The following is an 18,115-nucleotide window of genomic DNA, read 5'->3' on the forward strand; positions in this document are numbered from 1 at the left end:
CTTTTTGAAGGATGTATGAACAAGGTATGTGAATAATTCCAAAATCATATTATAATGGATGGTAATAAATTCATAATTTATGCCTGACCCAGAACTCTTAAAGGGTGTGTTTTAAATGATATGGCTGTACTTAGTTCTTTCCTATTTTATAGGAAGTGTTATGTTTGGTTTTCTAATCACAAAGATTTTTTATCATAAGGATATCAGGGTACAGGGAAGTGGTAATGTCGGAGCAAGAAATGCTGGACGCCAACACGGCAAAACGGCCTTTGTTCTCATTTTCCTTGGGGATGCCCTAAAAGGTGCACTTGTGATCCTAGCGGCCCGTTACTTACAATTCTCAGAAACTATTCAACTATTAGGGTTAGCACTTGCCATTATTGGTCATATCAAACCAGTTACCCTAAAATTCAAAGGCGGTAAAGGGATTTCAACCTTCATCGGTGGTATCATTACCTTTGATCCCATTATGGTTCCAGTAATTATCCTGGGATTTTCAATCTTCTACACTTTTTTGAAAAGCTTTACGTTAGCAGGTTTAGGAGCATTTCTATTTATCCCAGTGGTACTATTTATAAAAAATAATGATTGGCCAAGTTGCACGATAGCATTAGGTATAATCGCTATGCTTTACGCCGCACATGCAGAAAATCTCAAGGAAAGGCTGAAACCTAATGAGTAAGCACGAGTTTTTTTTCAAAATTGCAACCTCTCGTGATGAATTTGAACAAATTCATCGCTTAAATTATCAAACTTTTTCAGAGGAAATTCCGCAGCATCAAAAAAATGAAGAGCAAAAATTAGTGGATCAATTTCATGCTGAAAATACATATATTATTTGTATAAAAGAAAATGAAGTAATTGGTATGGCTGCAGTACGCAATAACCGACCATTTTCACTTGATAAAAAAATCGGTCCTGTAGAACAGTCACTCCCATTTTCAATAAATTCACCTTGTGAAGTTAGACTTTTATCAGTCAAAAAGGAATTTCGTAATGGAAGAGTCTTTTTAGGTCTCACACAGTTTTTAATCAAATATTGCATAAAAAAGGGCTACGATATTGCGCTCATTTCAGGGACAGTTCGCCAATTGAAGCTTTACGGCCAATTAGGATTTCAGCCCTTTGCTAAATTAACAGGAACTGCAGAGGCACTTTTCCAGCCCATGTATTTAACGAAGAAAACGTTTGACGGGTCGATTGCCGGCAGAATCCTTCCACCGACGATCCCCTTCTTGCCTGGTCCCGTTCAAGTTTCTGAAAAAGTCATGACCGCATTAGGGAAAACCCCGATTTCTCATCGGTCAGACCTTTATAAGGAAAAAATCGATAAAGCGAAGACCAAACTTGGCCAACTTGTGAAAAGTAGATATGTTCAAATTTTCCTAGGGTCTGGAACACTTGCCAATGATGTAGTGGCGGGTCAACTTTCTTTAGAAAGCGGCCGGGGGCTTATTTTAACGAATGGTGAATTTGGCAGCCGATTAGTAGAGCAGGCTAGTAGATTTGGACTCCATTTTGACGTGCTTCAAAAAGACTGGGGAGAACCTTTTACCCGTTTTGAAGTACTGGAAAAAGTATCCCAGGAAACGACTTGGATATGGGCAGTGCACAGCGAAACATCCTCTGGAATGCTTAATGATCTTGGTATGTTGAAGGAAATCTCTGCTCGGCACCAACTGAAGCTTTGTCTTGATTGTATTAGCTCTTTAGGAGCAATGGAAATCGATTTAAAAGGAGTTTATTTGGCAACGGGTGTTAGTGGTAAAGCAATCCGTGCTCTATCAGGACTTTCGTTTGTCTTCCATCACCACGAGGTGCAGCCGTCATCCACACTTCCGAAATATCTTGATTTAGGAACGTATATGGCTAAGGAAAGTATTCCTTTTTCGCACTCCTCTAACCTTTTAGAAGCTCTTCTAGCTGCATTAGAGGATATTACGAGTGAAACATTTGAAAAAGTGGTGGAAACACACTCCTTTTTAAAGAAGCAACTTAAACAATTGGACTTTACCATCGTTAGTGAAGAGCACAGCTCACCTATCATTCTTACGATTGAGGTACCGCCTTCATTTTCTTCTGTTGTGATTGGAGATATATTATACAATCATGGCTATCAGCTGCACTATGAAAGTGACTATCTTCAGCGTAGAAACTGGATTCAGATTGCTTGCATCGACCACTACGAAACAGTTGATCTTGAAAAAATGACCAGCCTCTTAAACCGCGTCATCACTTACGAAAAAACAGCCGCCCAACAAAAAACTATTAAAATCTAAAAATAGAGGCAAAGTCACTACCATTTTTAAGGTGGTGACTTTCTTAGGGGGCAAGTGTCCACCTGGGGTGGAAAGTGTCCACGAGCGGTGCCTGTCACCTTTTTTTCCTTTCGTTTCACCTTCGAAGTTTTACAGCCTCCCAAATACTTTGGTCGGTTATTTCACTGTTTCCCTCCAGATCAGAAATGGTTCGAGCCAGGCGGATGATTTTGATTTGGGTACGATTGCTCCAGTTTTTCTTGGCTGCAAGTTGGTGAAGGACCCTTTCCTGCTCTAGTGTTAATGGGCTTGTTTTTTTGCAGGGTATCATAACTAACTCTGCTATTGCATAGTTTTTTCCCATACCGTTCGTATTGACGATTCCTAGTTTCCTCACCTTTGCCTCGAACATATTCTGAAGAAATCCCTCCTCCTTCCATCTTACTTTCTAGGTCAACATGGTTGCTTTTAAGATGAATATCAAATCGGTCCCGGAGCGGACCCGATATTTTATTTTGATAGGAAAGTGTCTGCCTAGGTGTACAGGTACAGTAATGGGTATTGGAACCAGCATAGCCGCACGGGCATGGATTCATGGCTGCAATTAAAATAAAAGAAGCTGGATAAGTAAGTGTGGCATGTGTACGGCTGATGGTAATTTTTCCATTTTCAAATGGCTGGCGGAGCATATCAAGTGTTTTTTTCGGAAACTCAGCAATTTCATCAAGGAATAAAACACCGCGATGGGCTAAAGAAATCTCACCGGGTTTTGGATAAGTCCCACCGCCAATAATGGAGATTCCAGAGGCAGAATGATGAGGATTTCGGAATGGCGGTGTTTTGGAGTTAGGATAGTGGGTGCCGCTTAATTGATGCAGTGCGATTATTTCAAGTTGGGCTTCTTTTACAATGGGGGTAAAATAGAGGGAAAGCTTTCTGCAAGTATACTTTTACCACAGCCAGGCGGTCCTGTCATCAAGACATGATGTTCCCCTGCTGCTGTCACTTCTAACGCCCTTTTGATATCTCGATGTCCAATGATTTGTTTAAAGTCAATCAGGTTATTGAAATGTTGTTCAATTTTATCAATTTTGGGGATCTTATAAATATCTCCCCTCTTCCCTCTAAGTTATCTATCACATCATTCAGTGAACTAATATAAGTAATTTCTAAATCATGAAAATCCAGGTATAGTAGCTTTTCGTCATACGGCATGTAAAGCCTTTGTAATCCTGCCTTTTTAGCAGCTAACACGGCAGGAAGCATTCCTTCAATAGGCACAATTGCTCCGTCTAATGATAACGCTCCGATGAATCCAGAATTCTCAGGTATCGAAATCACTAGTTCATTCAGACTTACTAGCACACCAATTGCAATAGGCAGGTCAAACATTGGGCCGCTTTTCTTTTGTTCAGAAGGCGAAAGATTAATGATAATTTTTTGACCATGAACAGAATATCCTAATGACCTTAGTGCGACAATAATCCTTTCTTTCGATTCCTTAACTGCGGCATCCGGCAGACCTACAATTCGAATAGAATCATTTCCAACAAACGTCTTCACTTCCACATTTACACGATAACCTTCCATGCCTTTAAGACCAATACTTGTTACTTTTGCACACATGGATTTTCCTCCGTCTTTCTTGGTATCATCATGACTTTTCCATTATCGAGTAAAAAAAGATCCATTAGAGGAGTTTTAACATATTCCTCGTAATGTTGCGTTGCGGGTGATGGAAAATAGGAAAGCAGATGTTTGGTGTCAACGAGTCGGGATGCCTCTCCATTAACATATGCGTTGTAACTGCTCCAAGGGTAATCCTCCAGTTCATCGACAAGTCCTGCCTTCAATGGATTTAGATGGATATATTTGCTTACATCAAATTCATAATCAAGGGAATCAAGTAATTCAGCTCCGTAACGCTTTTCAAATACATGTCCACTGTAGTCGTATTTTTTATTAAAGTATTTGGCGTATTTGGTATTGAGATGGCTCATGATAATGGTTGGAGAAGTGTCTGAGGTTTCAAGCTGGAGATGTGTGTGATTGGTCATTAAGCAGAAGGCATGAAGGGTAAAGGAAAAGGTGTTTTTCGTTTCTTTTAAAAGACTTAGGTACTTTGTGTGGTCCTCATCATCATAAAAAAGTGAAGATTTCCGATTACCTCTACTTGTAATATGGTATTTTGCACCTTGAAACCATGTGCGGCGTTTTCGACCCATTACGGTCACTCCTATTTAATTGGATTTGAGTTGATAGGAAATTGGTAAAGTTGAAAAACGAGGAAGATAGTTAGAATAAATTATATCATTCGACATCCTTCCCAAAAATCCTCTTCCTTTTGATAAAGAAATTTCATTCATTTCACTTAAAAGGAAGATATCTGTATAATTGAGTTAGGAAGGGGTAATACGAATGGATTTAGGAGAATTTGAGACTGGCAAAGTAATACAAAGATTAAGAATCGAAAGACAGCTTTCAATTGAAGATGTTGCTGAACTTATTGACGAGGACGTCGAGTTTATTCGAGAACTGGAAGCTAATATGTATCCAGATATAGGTCTCGGAGTCTTTTTTTATTTGGCTAAGGTATTTAAAATGGAAGCTTCTGAATTAATAGATGAAATTCATAAGGAAAATATAGATTATTTTAATAGGGTTAATAAGAAATATGAATTAGCGAAGCAGAGAGACAAACAAAGAAAACTGGTTCTACAAAAGAAAAAAACACATAACTTCAAAAATAAGATTACCAAACATCCATTTAAAGCGAAAATAAACACCATTGAGAATGGACCAACAACCTCAATTCGGAAGCTCTGTATTAAATACGACATTATACCTAAATAAAATAAAGCTTCAATCCCAACTGTCCACTCCACACGGACAAAACGGTACTTTTGTCCACGGGCGGTGACAGGCACCATAGAGGCACCATAAAAACGCATAATCAAAAGGAGGATTTACTCTGAAGAATTTACTGATTGTATTTTCTGCCAGCATGTTGTTGCTGCTTGGGGGATGTTCGTTTCTTAATGACGCACAGGATACACTTTCTTATATAAATGAAGCTACTGATTATTTATCTGCTGCTACTGATTTTGCGAATGAAGCTCCTGCACTTGCGCAACAAGCTGTTAGTGACATTCAAGCAGCAGAAGATCTACAAGCTCTGCTTCAAGATATGCAGCAAACGGTCGAATCGTTTAGTGACCTGCAGGCTCCCGATATAGCTGCTGAGCTCCACCAGCAAATTGTTGAACGAAACAGCGCCATTCTTACTGAAATCGAAACCTATTTGACTAATTTCAAAGATGGTCTCCTTGATCCTGCTATTCTTGAAAATACCGAACTATTCCAGTCTGTACAAGACATCACCAGCATTATTGACCAGATTCAACAGCTAAGTGGTGAATAGATCAACTCCAAACAAGGGGAGGTAAAACGCCATGAAAAAACACCTAATCCTTACACTCATTTTATTTTTCATGGTACTAACGGGCTGCAATATAAAAGGAGAATACGATATTAAAGGAACGGTTATAGATGTAGAAAGCAGCAGGATTTTAGTAGAGGATGAGAAAGTAGGATTAATCTGGCTTTCGCTCCCTAAAGAAAGCGAGACTAATACCTTTGAAAAAGGGCAAACTGTTGCCGTTTGGACAGATGGAAAATTGAGAGAATCCTATCCATTACAAGGTAAATCTTTAAGGATTGAAATCTTGAAATAATAAAAACAGGCTGAGCTTTCAGCCTGTTTTCTTCTGTTGATAAACCAACAATCAAGCATTGATGTATTCCTTATTTGTATTCATAGTTCACCATTATAAAATTGTAAATATCCTAGTTTCCAAGAAATAAAGGCACTTAGAAGGACGGCGCTAATCATGAGAACGAAAAAGAGCCAGTCGATTTTGGTAACTGTAATCTCGCGGTAGAATATCCGATTTTTTTCTCCAGTAAAGCCTTTTGATTCCATCGCAAGTGCCGTACGCTCTGCTTTTCGAATCGCTCCCGCAAGGAGCGGAATTACATATCTTTTTAGCTGCTTTACTTTTTCCGAAATGGTACGTGCTTTGGCGACTCCCCTGACTCGGTGAGCATTCTGCAGGGTCTGGAATTCTTCCTTTATTAACGGCAGAAATCGGTATCCTGCCATGATTCCATAGGCAAGCTTAGGCGGAAGCTTGCATTGCTGCATTAAACTTAGGAGAAAATCGGTTGGCTTTGTCGTTAACGTAAACATGATTGATAACGTAGCAAAGCTTAACACCCTAAGTCCAAGGGAAACTCCTCTTCGGAAGCCTTCTGCTGTCATCGTCAAAAATCCCCATTCCCAGATGACGTTATCCCCTTCCTGAAGCCGCGGGAACAACATGGTTGACCATACATAAATGAATGCGATAAATAAAAACGGAGCAAATAACAGCAGCCATTTTTTAAAAGAAACGGTAGCTAACAGAAAGGTTGCCGTCACAGTTAAAAGGATAATAATAAGTGGTGTTATGGGATCAAAAAACACTGATAGAATCAGGATGGAAATGACGACAGCAAATGCCTTTATACTTGGATTCATCTCATGTAGTAACATGCATCTCGCTCCTTACCAGTTCATTTTCCAGTTGTTTCCGAAACGGAAGCTTTAACCTAGCCCGGTCTACGACTTCATGATTTTCCCACAACGATTCAGGTGTACCGGAGAAAATTATCTCTCCCCCATCTAACACATGGACGGTGTCAGCATACTGGTCAACCAACTCCATATCATGGGTAATCATGAACACTGCGCCAACTTTTTCTTCAAGGATTTCCATGATTTCATGAGCGGTGTTAGCATCCTGCCCAAATGTTGGTTCATCAAGGATAAGCAGTTCCTGTTCATGAATGAGCATGGTTGCGACGCTTAACCGCCGCTTCTGGCCTTGACTAAGGGTAAAAGGATGGGCGCCTGCGTGTTTAAGCAGCCCCATTTTTTCAAGAATGGATTTCACGGCTGCGGGGTCTTCCAAGCCAAAGGCAATTTCCTCATAAACACTATCGGTAATAAACTGATGCTCCGGATTTTGAAACACATATCCCAGCTTTTTATATAATTCCTTCTCCCTCCATTTGGAGAGTGGAACGTCGCAAAAGTGGATTTCTCCTTGCGTAAGCGGAATGAGTCCTGCTAAACATTTTGATAACGTCGTCTTTCCAGAACCATTCGCACCAACAAGTGCAGTCAGCTCTCCTTTACGTATACTTAAATGAATATTTTTTAAGTACCCGCGGGCAAAGAGACCCTTGACTTCAAGGAGTGGTTCATCTTTAACAGTGGCAGGGTTTGATTTTTTAAGAAAATCAGCCGAATTCTTAAGCCCCGCTATTAATTCTTGCTTTCGGAGCGGAAGTCTTTCCCCTTTAAAAATACCAGCCTTTTTAGCTGCCATCGCTGCTTCCACTACTTTTGGCAGCCAAATGCCTTCTTTTTGTAAATATGGTGTGAATTCACCAAAACATTCTGCTGGCGTTCCATCGAAAAGCACCATTCCACTTGAATCAATGACGAGACAGCGGTCCATCATCTCTACCCAATCATCCAATTTGTGTTCAATGACAATCAGTGTAAACGGATGCTCGTTCCTTAACATAGTGATTGTCTCAACCAGTTCCGTGCTCGACAGCGGATCTAGGTTCGCCGTCGGCTCATCAAGAATAATGACCTCCGGTTGGAGGGCCAACACGCAGGCAAGTGCAAGTTTCTGCTTTTGCCCTCCCGAAAGTGTATGGATAACCGTTTTTTTCTCATCCTGCAACCCCACCAGAGCCAGGGCATAGTGAATCTTTGCTTCCATTTCTTGGCGCGGCACATGGAAGTTCTCCAAGCCAAACGCCACTTCCTCTTCCACCGTCAGCATACAGAATTGGCTTTCCGGGTCTTGAAACACAATTCCTATTTTTTGGTTCAGTTCACCTGGTTTAAACTCATCCAGCTTTTTTCCTTCAAACGTTAGGCTCCCCTTCAATACACCATCAACAGCTTCTGGGTACAACTTATTGAGGCAGAAGGCAAGCGTACTTTTTCCAGAGCCGCTTGGACCTAGGAGTAAAAGAGCTTGATTTTTTTCGACTGAAAACGTTAGATCTGTGAAAATTTCACGGTCTTCATAGCTGAATCCCAACCCCTCAGCTTCAATTTGATGCCTAAATGGTGACATTGCGTTTGTATTCCTTTCCTAACGGAAAACTGTTTAAGGCACCTGTTTTTGCCAGCCCTTCACTTAGATACTTGCCAAGTAACCCTGCCAGTAATGCTCCACTCAATAGGCGAACAAAGAACATGGCTGTGACATAACCTGGCGAAAGTGCCGCAAATCCTGATACATAAAAGCCCCAAGCAAAGCTAAACACCGACGAGCCCATTCCTGCTGCCATTAAAACCCAAGTGGAATAGTTCTTCCATTTCGTTGCTGCAAAGACTGCTTCGGCACCTAAACCTTGGATCATGCCGGAAACGATTAACTGCGGTCCTACGGCATTTCCTAGCATGACTTCAACGGTTGCCGCAACGGTTTCTGAGAGGAACGCTGCTCCAGGCTTACGGATAATATAGGCAGCAATAATCGAGACGATGAACCAAATTCCGAAAATCATGTCATAGCCAATCAATCCGAAAAGTCCGAATAGGACATTTCCGAGCTGGAGGAACAAAAGATAAACGACTGCAAAAACAACAGCAAGTACGGATAAAACGATGACTTCACGTAATTTCCATTTTGCGAGCATTTATTTATCCCCCTTTTTGGATGGACTGTTGGCCGACATCGCAACCGTCATTACAATATGGGTTGAATCACTTTCGTGTGCAACTTGAAAAGCATCCTCCAGCGTTTTAAATACTTTGTTTGCATTACCATCAAGTCTTGATGCGTAGTGAACACCTTTAGTGAAAGTACCTTGTTCTTGGCCAAGTTTTACTGCATCCATGATGACATTCATGTAGGTAGGGATCCCCATTGGATAGAGTGCAAATTGGACCGCGACTTCTTGTTGGATATGTAGTGATTTTTCTTCGTTTAAACGTTCAGGGCTTTCCGAAAGATAAACATCACCCGCTGAATCCCCTGGACAGCCATTTGAAAAAGTTGCTTGAAGAACAACATGATCGCCGTTTTTTGATGATTCTAGGAAAATAGCTTTTACCACATCAAATACGTGCTCAGATCTTCCGCGCACACATGTGCTTACATCGTCCGTTTCCATCCAAACCTTTGATGTATCTACTTCTTTAAGTGCTAATAAAATAATATTTACAAACCTATCAGACATTGGATAAATTGAAAACCGTGCTCCCGTAATTTCACTCGTACCGCAAAAATTAGACATACTTATTCCCCCATTCATTTTTTGGCAACAAAAAAACTGCACCCCATGGGGATGCAGTCGAATCATATCATCATTAAAAGTTCATGATAAGCTTCTCCTGCACTTCCCCACGCTAGTATTATCTAGATCGGGTCATAAGGGTCGGACAAACATCCTCTCAGCCAAAAGCTCCCCTAGTGCAAAAACCGTATGCAATTTTCATTGTTGCCATAATCTTAAGATAAATCTTTCAACTTGTAAAGAGATATGGTGATGTGATTTGGTGCCTGTCACCGTTTATGCATGGATGCATAAATGATGTATAAATGGTGACAGGCACCCCCCGTGGACATTGTCCACCCCAGGCGGACACTTCAAGGACTCCACTAGAATAATATAAAACAGGACTTTTTATATGGGGGAAGATCGATGGCTTTTTGGGATATTTTTTTCAATAGATGTGTGTTCTGTAAGCGGAAGGTTAGACCTTTAAGGAGTTATATTGATGATAACGGGAAGGTTATTAAGGTTTGTATTCCTTGTTCCGAATATGCTGAACGGAGAGCATATAGAGTCATAAAATAATGGTTGGTATTTTACCTTTAACTGTTCTATAAAAGCACAACAATTCATTTCTTATGAATTTATTCGGAAATAATTATTTGCCAATAACACTCTAAATCTATTTATTCTATCCAAGATTATATTCACTTGCCTAACCTAATAAGCTGTCATATGATAAAAAAATATACAATGATGTATAAATGGTTGAAACTGCGTTTCAACTTTGGTGACAGGCACCGTGAAAGAGGGGTTTTGTGAGGATGAAGCAGGATGGAATTTTCAAATCTGTCTGCCCGTTGGATTGTCCGGATCAGTGTGGATTGCTCTTACAAAAGGTTGATGGAAAAGTGGTTAAGGTGGAGGGCGACCCGGAGCATCCTGTGACCAAGGGGAATATCTGTAATAAGGTTCGTAATATGACGGAACGGATTTATGATGAAAACAGATTAAGATATCCGATGAAGCGAATAGGATCAAAGGGAGAAGGTAGATTTGAACGGATTAGCTGGGAGGAAGCGATTGAAACGATAACCTCCAAGTGGAAAAAGCTAATCGAAACGGACGGACCTGAAAGCATCCTTCCTTATAGCTTTTATGGAAACATGGGCCGACTGAATGCAGAAGGAATGGACCGTCGATTCTTCAACCGTTTGGGTGCGTCACAGCTTGACCGGAGTATTTGTTCATCTGCCGGCGCTGTCGGCTATCAATATACGATGGGTGGCAGTTTTGGAACCGATCCAGAAGATACGATTCATTCGAAGCTCATCCTGTTTTGGGGGATTAATGCTGCAAGCACCAATATGCACCAAATGGTATTAGCTCAAAAAGCACGGAAGGAAAATGGCGCCAAAATTGTCGTGATTGACGTTCATAAAAATCAAACTGGCAGATTGGCAGATTGGTTTATTCCTATTTTACCGGGTACCGATAGTGCTCTAGCTCTTGGAATTATGCATATTTTATTTGCTGAAAACATGGTGGATGTTTCCTTCCTCCAGCAATATACTGTCGGTTATGAAGAACTGCGCGAGCATGTCATTCAGTACGATCCTATGACAGTTTCAGAGATAACCGGGGTTCCCGTTGAGGATATTTATAAACTTGCTAGAATGTATGGTCAAACCTCCCCCTCATTTATTCGAATTGGTAACGGGCCGCAGCATCATGACAATGGCGGCATGTTTGTCCGAACGGTTTCTTGTCTTCCGGCATTAACAGGTCAATGGCTTATCAAAGGCGGCGGTGCGATTAAAGGCAATTCAGGATATCTTACTATTAACTCGTTACAATTGCAGCTGCCAAGATTATTAAAAAATAAACAGACACGGACAATTAACATGAATCAGCTCGGGGAGGCTCTGCTGACATTAGATCCTCCAGTAAAATCACTTTTTGTTTACAGCAGTAACCCTGCAGTGGTTGCACCAGAAGGCCAAAAAGTGAGAAAAGGTCTCGAACGCGAGGATTTATTCGTGGTTGCTCATGATTTATTTTTAACCGAAACTGCAAAATACGCTGATATTGTATTACCTGCAACATCGTCTTTTGAGAATACGGACATTTATACGTCCTACTGGCATCATTTTATACAAATTCAGCAGCCAGTCATAGAACAATATGGAGAGTCAAAATCGAATGTCGATGTTTTCCGCCTGCTGGCAAAAGGAATGGGATTTGAAGAGGCAGCATTTGAGGAAACTGAAGGCGAAATGATTAAGCAGGCCGTCGAGCGAGCGCCTAGCCCATATTTGGGTGAAGTAGATTATGAAACCTTACTGGAAAAGCAGTTTGTAAAAGCAAAGGTGACACCCTTGTTTCCTGGCAAGCTGCGAACACCAAGCGGGAAAATAGAGTTGTATTCAAAGCGGATGAAGGCAAATGGATATCCTCCACTGCCAACCTATATCCCAATCGTTCATGATGGAGATCATCCTTATCATTTTGTTCCAGCTCCAAATCATAATTTCTTAAACTCAACTTTCTCAAATATTCAAAAGCACATCGACCTTGAAAAAGAACCTCGATTGCATATGCATAGGAAAGATGCCGAGGCGTCAGGTATAGTAGATGGGGACCAGGTCCGTGTTTGGAACCAGCGCGGTGAATGCCTGCTAAAGGTGAGTGTAGGAGAAAATGTCCTTCCAGGGGTAGTCGTCACCCAAGGACTCTGGGCAGATTTAGAAGGCACAAAACAACAGGTAAACACCCTCACACCAGACCGAATCGCCGACATGGGCGCAGGAGCCACCTTCTTCTCGGGCCGGGTCAGCGTGGAAAAATATACAGCAACGCAAAAGTGAATATACATTTAAATATGCATAAAGCTAGAAAAGTGCATAAAAGGTGACAGGCACCGCCAACGGCGGTGCCTGTCACCTTATTTGACAACGTAATTGTCACTGCAATTTGTCACAGCAATTTACTGATTATAATCCCAAGCAATCTTCCATTCCTCTTTTTCCATAACTGCAAAGACTTCCTGCTCCAGATTGAAGTTTCCGTATTTTCCTTTATAAGTTTGGGTGACGATAATTTTGTAGACATTTTTCATGGCAGGTCCTGTTTTGGACATTTTCCATTCTTTGATATGTTCAGGTTCACCCCTAGAAAAGGCGAAGGTCTCCACACCAAAATGATTCATGAAAACATGCGCTCGGTCTTGAATGTAAGCTCCTTTGCCGAACCTTTCCTTCATCGTTGAATGAAAAAGGTTCCAGGACGAGGAAAATTCCCCTTCTTGTTCATACATGTAAAACTCCTCAATAACAGCTGCCGCCTGTTTATCCGGCGTCATCACAGCTCCCTTGATTAGCATATAAATTATAACCATACATACGAGCAGTGCCACTCCCATTACAAACCCTTTTAACTTCGGCGATTTTCTAGACATCTGTTTCTCCTTTAAATAAAGACTCCCATTACTAAAGGTTATGTCCAGCTTCTACCTAATATTAACGAAGTTCCTTGTAATTCGCACTGTCCACCTCAGACGGACAGTGTCCACGAGCGGTGCCTGTCACCATTAACTGTCACCATTAACTGCCACCACCCACTGTCATCGTCAATATCACTTTTATCTAAATTCATCTTCTATATATTTTAGTTCTTCTTTCGGGGTGAGGAGCCGGGTGGCTTTTCCGATGTTTCCGTTTTGATAGTTCCATATGCGGTTGTGAGCGTTTACGGCGTTGGTGAAGTCTTTTATTCTCCAAGGTTCCAAGATGTCCAGCAGCATTTGTTTGTTACTGCTTTTTTTAAAGTCTTTGTTTTTAATGACTTCATAGAGTTTCTCGACTTTTTCAGCGGTTATTTCAGATGCTCCCCATTTTTTGTCGGCCTTCACCTTTTGGTGGGTCATATTGTGGACCTCTTGGATTAATTTCCCTTCACTCATCGATTCATATTCCTCCACTACTTTACTAGACAGAGGTGCTTCAAAACCCTTTTCAATTTTAGTTTGGGCCTCTTTCGTCGTAACGGGGTCATTTTTCTTTACATTCAATTTTAGCCCGCCATCATCATTTAAATAAAAATAAACTCCTATTATACATGCTAGAATTCCAATGATAGAACCCGCCACTCTAAACTTCTTCATGGCTCTCTCCTCTTAATATTTTCTATGTATCTCGTATTATGCAAACCCCAATTTCTTTTTATTATACATAATTATGCTAGGTTAACATACTATATCGTTCATTTGGAAATGGATTAAGGTACATAAGAAACATGGAAAATGATTAATCAGCGACCCCCAATAGAAAAAGTGCCTTCTTATAAAAGCGAGGCACCTAAATTAGGACAATGAGCCAGTAGCAATGCAGGAAAAAAATCAATGTATAGAAACTTGTAGCAAATACTGTTAGTCCCTTAATAAGCGATGATGATGGTACCTTTTTTAAAAAAATAAACAAGTAAAGACACAGCGAAAAGGCCAGCTTTAAAATGATAAACAGTGCCGGGTCTGCTTCATAGATTCTACTCATCAATGGGTTCATTTCTTGTATGTAAGAGTTCTCTAAGCCAAAGTAAGTGATGAAGGCGTCAAAAATATTTAAGATAGATAAATAATGAAAGAGCAAAACCAATATACTATCACCTCAAATCGTTCCTAATTACGAACAAGTTATGATTTCCTTTTTGGTGGTGTTATTTCCTGCCTGCCAATGGTGATAATCGTTAGACAATTTTCCCCATTAATTTCCTTATTCACAACTTACCCAATACATATACTCTATTAAGAATGTGTAAAGCCTTGAAATGGTGTTGACTACATCGGGTAAAAAAAGAAAACTCGATTTTTCTTACCTCGAAAAGCAATCTGAAAATGATCGCCCATAATCCCTATTCATAGTATTTTTGCTAAAATTTTAAAAAAATGGTTAAGTCCGGAGGAGAAATTATGGTCAGTATTGAAAAAAAGACAACCGTGGAAAAGATGGTTTCATGAATACTTTACTGAGGGTAATCTACGTGTGATAGATGAACTAACCACACCTGACTTTGTGTATCAATCTAGAAATGGCGATAATTCAAGAGATAAAATGAAGGATTTCATGAGTTCGTATCGTTCTGTTTTTCAAGAGGATAAATGGGAAATCGATGATATGATTGAGCAGGGAAATAAATTAGTGGTTCGGTATACAGGCTGGATGACGTATAAAGGTGGATGGTTCAATATCCCTTCAGCGAACCAGCGGGTAAAAGAAACGGGAATTATGATCTTTATTTTTGAAGAATGAAAAGTGAAAGAGCCTTGGTGTGAAAATAGTGACGCCGCGATTCTTTGTGAATTAGGGGCTCTAAGCAAAAACACTCATACGGTTTACTAATGTTAAAAAAACAGGAACTGTCCGAATAAAAGGATAGTTCCTGTTTTTTTTCCCTACGTATTGGATTCATTACAGTTTCCACTTTGGAAAGTCTTTAACCTTGTGTTTTTCATACTCTGTCATTCTAGAGTACGAGTTAGAAAGCTTTGCCAGGATGTATCCCTGAGGGCTTTTTGTCTCTTCGAGATCGGTTACTTCCTGTAGTTTAATGTTTGCAAACATAAGAGCTACTTGAGCTAAACCTTCAATCGTATCCATTAATTCAGGGTTGTCGTTGTAATTTTTCTTGGCTATCGAATAAATGGTATCAAGCCGGCTCCGAATGTGCTTTAACGTCTCTGTGTCAAATTGATCATTTTTCATTACATTCACCCCTTATTAATAAAGCATATGGAACTTAACGGGATAATGGAACGTAAAAAAATAAATAAAAATTATGAGGAATAAACTGACGATCATAGTAAACTCAAAACAGGGTTGGAAAAACGAATAAGCGCCTTTCTCTAAAAAAATAGAAAAACGCTGATTTAAAACACGGCGGCCTTTAAACAAAATAATGATAACAGGCAACAGCCTCTACCTGTTTAAAACCTTCCTGAATATAGAGTGCTTTTGCCCGTTCATTCTCTCCATTTACACTAAGAATGGTACGTTTATAGCCACTTTCCTTGGCAAATTCCAAAGCCGCCCTTAGCAATATTCGACCTAAACCGCTGCCTTGATACGCAGGTAGGATTGCGACTGGCCCAATGTTCATAATAGGAGCATCCTCATATTCATCATCGGCACCTCTAATAACCCCTACAGGATTTCCCTGATGGAAAAGGAGCATCATGCCGCCTTCAAGGTAGTCTTGATGGGTTAGCAATTCTGCAACACCTTCGATGGTAATCGGTGTTTCACTGCCTTTAAGGGTTGCAAAAGCTGCATTCCGAACTTGGCGCCAATTTTCTTCATCCTCTCCCGGGCGAAAAGCTCGAAGCTCATATCCATCAGGCAAATGAACATGAGGTACTTCTAAATCTTCTCTTACAAGGAGGAAAGAAAATCTTTCAACAGAAAACTTCAATCCTTCGATCATCTCTATCAATTTTTTATTTGTAACTGGTATAAAGATAAATATCTTTTCCAAGTCTGTTGTATGTGTTAAAAGGGCCTGCAGCATTTCTTGATAAAATTGAATATTCTCCATTTCCGAATGGAAAATTCGAAAACGCGCCCTTTTTCCCCGTTTATGATAATCATCTAACACGAACGAGGCAGCTCCAATAATTTCCTCCTGCTCATTTATAAGAACATATGTAGGATTTTCAACCGTCACCTCAAACTTCTCTAAATCAATATCATATAAATAGGAATCATCCAATTCCTTCCGGTGCTTCTTGCAATAGGCAACAAAGTCACGAACCCTCTCTTTTTCTAACCCCATTACTTTCATATATTGCACACTCCCATATTTAGCAGATCGTCCCTATCAATTCAGTAAGATTACTGTGCTGTCGGCTGAAAAAGCTCGAGAGTTTCACCATCAGGGCCTTTAAAGAATATATACTTGCTACCATTTGCTAAAGTAGAAATTTCATTGTTACTAAACGGGACCTTTAACCCTTTAAGACGTTCGATCTCTTCATCAATAGAGTCAACCGTAAAGGCTATATGATGAACCTTCCCTTCGTCAGGGAAGGAATTGTTTTCTTCCGCAATAAGTTCCACAATAACCTGACCGCTTTCACGGTCACCTAAAAACGCCAAATTCACAGCAGGACTTGCTGCAAACTTATCCAGTAAATCCAAACCTAAAACATTTTGATAAAAATCAATAGAAATCTCCAAATCACTCACCATAACACCAACATGCTCCAACTTTCTAATCGCCATAAAAAAAACCTCCCTATTGGTGCAGTCGTTTTGGGTGCCTGTCACCATTTATGCAAATTGTACCATTTATGCATCCGTTTATTCATCCATTTATTCATCCATTTATGAATGAAACCTCTTTTACCCGTTCAGACTTGGTTTAGAAGGAGTGGGTTGAACGATGAGGAGTATGGTAATTTTCGTATGGATGATGGCTATTTTTATTTTTACTTGTACTGCGAGTTTTCATGAGTTGGTTTCTTCTGGTGTGGTGAGGTTTCAATGGGATGGTCATCCTCGTTTTTTTGAGTTTTTAGTACCTTACCATCTTAGCGAACGTTTGCTGTTACAAAAGTTGGGTCATTCGGTCGTCTTTCAAATTCTTACCCATCTTTTGTTAATAAAGTTCAAATCAAAATCAACCGCTATGATTATTTCCGCCTCCTTTGCAGCTCTAACCGAGTTTCTTCAACTATATTTCACCCGAGGCGGCCGGATTTTTGATATCGGCTTTGATTTAATTGGTGTTTTTATTGCAATAGGGATGGCAAATCTTTTCTGGAATAATTCATCGAAACCATTCAATGTAAATAAAAAACCATTTTACTAATCCAATTTTCTCTCGTTTTTCCCTTGAGTTTCCCCCATACTTAAGCAAAAATAGAGAAAAATAGAATGACTGAGGTGCTAGTAGTGGAGTGGAAAATTAACAAAGTTCAGAACGTCCAAGTTGATCGATTTGAAATCATACAAGAAGATGTAACGTTGCCTAATCGTACAGATATGCACTTTTCTTATGTGAATTTCTCAAATGGTGTTTGTATATTACCAATTACGGACGATGGAAGGGTTATTTGTATCCGACAATACCGTCATGCTGTGAAGGAATGGCAATGGGAATTACCTGCAGGAGCCATTGACCCTGACGACAAAGATCCACTCTCTGCAGCCAAAAGAGAGCTAGAGGAAGAAACAGGCTTCCTGGCAGCTAACTGGATAGACCTAGGTAGTGTATTCCCCTCACCCGGGTCAACAAGTGAACAAATATTTCTTTTTGCTGCAACCAACCTAATTCAAAAAGAGCAAAAGCTAGAAGCCACAGAACAAATTGACCTGCATGCAATTGAAATGACTGAGCTAAACCAGTTAATAAATAGCGGGCAATTCAAACACGGAGCCGGACTAGCCGCCGTCTTACGGTATATGATCAAAAAAGAACATGAAACCAAATCAAAAAAGTAGAGAGTTAATCTTTAC

The 18,115-nt window shown here is 40.2% G+C and carries 22 protein-coding genes, 1 pseudogene and 1 riboswitch; of the genes and pseudogenes, 9 read left to right on the forward strand and 14 right to left on the reverse strand.

The genetic code is table 11. The annotated features are described in order from the left end of the window. Positions 1-115 precede the first annotated feature (115 nt). Both AC2TFD_RS25895 and AC2TFD_RS25900 read left to right on the forward strand, forming a co-directional pair. Positions 116-682, forward strand: a complete 567-nt coding sequence (locus AC2TFD_RS25895; protein WP_335509311.1) for a glycerol-3-phosphate acyltransferase — start codon at positions 116-118, stop codon at positions 680-682. Then, complete coding sequence (locus AC2TFD_RS25900; protein ID WP_335568838.1) at positions 675-2,279, forward strand: aminotransferase class V-fold PLP-dependent enzyme; 1,605 nt, start codon at positions 675-677, stop codon at positions 2,277-2,279. Before AC2TFD_RS25895 ends, AC2TFD_RS25900 begins: the two co-directional genes overlap by 8 nt. A gap of 115 nt (positions 2,280-2,394) precedes the next feature. Here the strand turns inward: AC2TFD_RS25900 and AC2TFD_RS25905 are convergent, their stop codons facing one another. The 4 genes and pseudogenes from AC2TFD_RS25905 to AC2TFD_RS25920 all read right to left on the reverse strand — a co-directional run bounded on the left by AC2TFD_RS25905 (position 2,395) and on the right by AC2TFD_RS25920 (position 4,483). Continuing rightward, the gene (locus AC2TFD_RS25905) at positions 2,395-2,670 is read right to left on the reverse strand and encodes a magnesium chelatase subunit ChlI family protein (RefSeq protein ID WP_484674197.1); all 276 of its coding nucleotides are present in this window, start codon (positions 2,668-2,670) and stop codon (positions 2,395-2,397) included. Between the two features lie 100 nt (positions 2,671-2,770). Next, positions 2,771-3,264 (reverse strand): annotated as a pseudogene (locus AC2TFD_RS25910) (ATP-binding protein); the annotation flags it as partial. A 50-nt stretch (positions 3,265-3,314) separates the two neighbouring features. Further along, positions 3,315-3,884, reverse strand: a complete 570-nt coding sequence (locus AC2TFD_RS25915; protein ID WP_335568836.1) for a magnesium chelatase domain-containing protein — start codon at positions 3,882-3,884, stop codon at positions 3,315-3,317. After that, positions 3,869-4,483, reverse strand: coding sequence for a transposase (locus AC2TFD_RS25920; protein WP_335568835.1), 615 nt, complete (start codon positions 4,481-4,483; stop codon positions 3,869-3,871). The genes AC2TFD_RS25915 and AC2TFD_RS25920 overlap by 16 nt, the downstream gene beginning before the upstream one ends. Positions 4,484-4,676: 193 nt before the next feature. Here AC2TFD_RS25920 and AC2TFD_RS25925 point away from each other — a divergent pair, with 193 nt between their 5' ends. From AC2TFD_RS25925 to AC2TFD_RS25935, 3 genes are all read left to right on the forward strand, one after another. Further along, a complete protein-coding gene (locus AC2TFD_RS25925; protein ID WP_335568834.1) occupies positions 4,677-5,111 on the forward strand; it encodes a helix-turn-helix domain-containing protein in 435 nt (144 codons plus the stop codon). Between the two features lie 151 nt (positions 5,112-5,262). Continuing rightward, complete coding sequence (locus AC2TFD_RS25930; protein ID WP_335568833.1) at positions 5,263-5,679, forward strand: DUF6376 family protein; 417 nt, start codon at positions 5,263-5,265, stop codon at positions 5,677-5,679. A 31-nt stretch (positions 5,680-5,710) separates the two neighbouring features. Further along, positions 5,711-5,992 carry a DUF3221 domain-containing protein gene (locus tag AC2TFD_RS25935; RefSeq protein WP_335509324.1) on the forward strand — a complete coding sequence of 94 codons (282 nt, stop codon included), beginning with the start codon at positions 5,711-5,713 and terminating at the stop codon, positions 5,990-5,992. 80 nt (positions 5,993-6,072) lie between these two features. Here AC2TFD_RS25935 and AC2TFD_RS25940 read toward each other — a convergent pair whose 3' ends face one another. Genes AC2TFD_RS25940 through AC2TFD_RS25955 form a run of 4 tightly spaced genes read right to left on the reverse strand, consistent with a single transcriptional unit; the run spans position 6,073 to position 9,626 of the window. Further along, complete coding sequence (locus AC2TFD_RS25940; protein ID WP_335568832.1) at positions 6,073-6,852, reverse strand: energy-coupling factor transporter transmembrane component T family protein; 780 nt, start codon at positions 6,850-6,852, stop codon at positions 6,073-6,075. Further along, complete coding sequence (locus AC2TFD_RS25945) at positions 6,839-8,458, reverse strand: ABC transporter ATP-binding protein (RefSeq protein WP_335568831.1); 1,620 nt, start codon at positions 8,456-8,458, stop codon at positions 6,839-6,841. Before AC2TFD_RS25945 ends, AC2TFD_RS25940 begins: the two co-directional genes overlap by 14 nt. Continuing rightward, positions 8,445-9,026: an ECF transporter S component gene (locus AC2TFD_RS25950; protein WP_335509330.1), complete on the reverse strand. Its 582-nt coding sequence runs from the start codon at positions 9,024-9,026 to the stop codon at positions 8,445-8,447. Before AC2TFD_RS25950 ends, AC2TFD_RS25945 begins: the two co-directional genes overlap by 14 nt. Next, complete coding sequence (locus AC2TFD_RS25955) at positions 9,027-9,626, reverse strand: YkoF family thiamine/hydroxymethylpyrimidine-binding protein (RefSeq protein WP_335568830.1); 600 nt, start codon at positions 9,624-9,626, stop codon at positions 9,027-9,029. Between the two features lie 87 nt (positions 9,627-9,713). Further along, a riboswitch (TPP riboswitch) is annotated at positions 9,714-9,811 on the reverse strand. A 618-nt stretch (positions 9,812-10,429) separates the two neighbouring features. Here AC2TFD_RS25955 and AC2TFD_RS25960 point away from each other — a divergent pair. Then, positions 10,430-12,472, forward strand: coding sequence for a molybdopterin-containing oxidoreductase family protein (locus AC2TFD_RS25960; RefSeq protein ID WP_484674198.1), 2,043 nt, complete (start codon positions 10,430-10,432; stop codon positions 12,470-12,472). Between the two features lie 119 nt (positions 12,473-12,591). Here the strand turns inward: AC2TFD_RS25960 and AC2TFD_RS25965 are convergent, their stop codons facing one another. The 3 genes from AC2TFD_RS25965 to AC2TFD_RS25975 all read right to left on the reverse strand — a co-directional run bounded on the left by AC2TFD_RS25965 (position 12,592) and on the right by AC2TFD_RS25975 (position 14,257). Further along, positions 12,592-13,062, reverse strand: a complete 471-nt coding sequence (locus AC2TFD_RS25965; RefSeq protein ID WP_335516510.1) for a hypothetical protein — start codon at positions 13,060-13,062, stop codon at positions 12,592-12,594. A 183-nt stretch (positions 13,063-13,245) separates the two neighbouring features. Further along, positions 13,246-13,767, reverse strand: a complete 522-nt coding sequence (locus AC2TFD_RS25970) for a DUF6241 domain-containing protein (RefSeq protein ID WP_484674199.1) — start codon at positions 13,765-13,767, stop codon at positions 13,246-13,248. Positions 13,768-13,960: 193 nt separating this feature from the next. Further along, complete coding sequence (locus tag AC2TFD_RS25975) at positions 13,961-14,257, reverse strand: DUF5658 family protein (RefSeq protein ID WP_484674200.1); 297 nt, start codon at positions 14,255-14,257, stop codon at positions 13,961-13,963. A gap of 324 nt (positions 14,258-14,581) precedes the next feature. Here AC2TFD_RS25975 and AC2TFD_RS25980 point away from each other — a divergent pair, with 324 nt between their 5' ends. Continuing rightward, the gene (locus tag AC2TFD_RS25980; RefSeq protein WP_484674201.1) at positions 14,582-14,911 is read left to right on the forward strand and encodes an ester cyclase; all 330 of its coding nucleotides are present in this window, start codon (positions 14,582-14,584) and stop codon (positions 14,909-14,911) included. A gap of 159 nt (positions 14,912-15,070) precedes the next feature. On the opposite strand, the gene AC2TFD_RS25985 is transcribed toward AC2TFD_RS25980, so the two are convergent. The 3 genes from AC2TFD_RS25985 to AC2TFD_RS25995 form a co-directional block, all read right to left on the reverse strand. Then, entirely contained in the window at positions 15,071-15,364 is a 294-nt protein-coding gene (locus AC2TFD_RS25985; protein ID WP_335568824.1) for a hypothetical protein, read from the reverse strand. Between the two features lie 181 nt (positions 15,365-15,545). Next, positions 15,546-16,439, reverse strand: a complete 894-nt coding sequence (locus tag AC2TFD_RS25990) for a GNAT family N-acetyltransferase (protein ID WP_484674202.1) — start codon at positions 16,437-16,439, stop codon at positions 15,546-15,548. Between the two features lie 50 nt (positions 16,440-16,489). Beyond that, a complete protein-coding gene (locus AC2TFD_RS25995) occupies positions 16,490-16,879 on the reverse strand; it encodes a VOC family protein (protein ID WP_484674203.1) in 390 nt (129 codons plus the stop codon). Between the two features lie 160 nt (positions 16,880-17,039). Between AC2TFD_RS25995 and AC2TFD_RS26000 the strand changes: the two genes are divergently transcribed. Together AC2TFD_RS26000 and AC2TFD_RS26005 are read left to right on the forward strand one after the other, a co-directional pair. Continuing rightward, positions 17,040-17,468 (forward strand): VanZ family protein, encoded by a 429-nt coding sequence (locus AC2TFD_RS26000; protein ID WP_484674204.1) that lies wholly within the window; start codon positions 17,040-17,042, stop codon positions 17,466-17,468. A 65-nt stretch (positions 17,469-17,533) separates the two neighbouring features. Next, entirely contained in the window at positions 17,534-18,100 is a 567-nt protein-coding gene (locus tag AC2TFD_RS26005) for an NUDIX hydrolase (RefSeq protein ID WP_484674205.1), read from the forward strand. The last annotated feature ends 15 nt before the right edge of the window (positions 18,101-18,115 follow it).

It is taken from the genome of Neobacillus sp. plas4 (assembly GCF_057221695.1).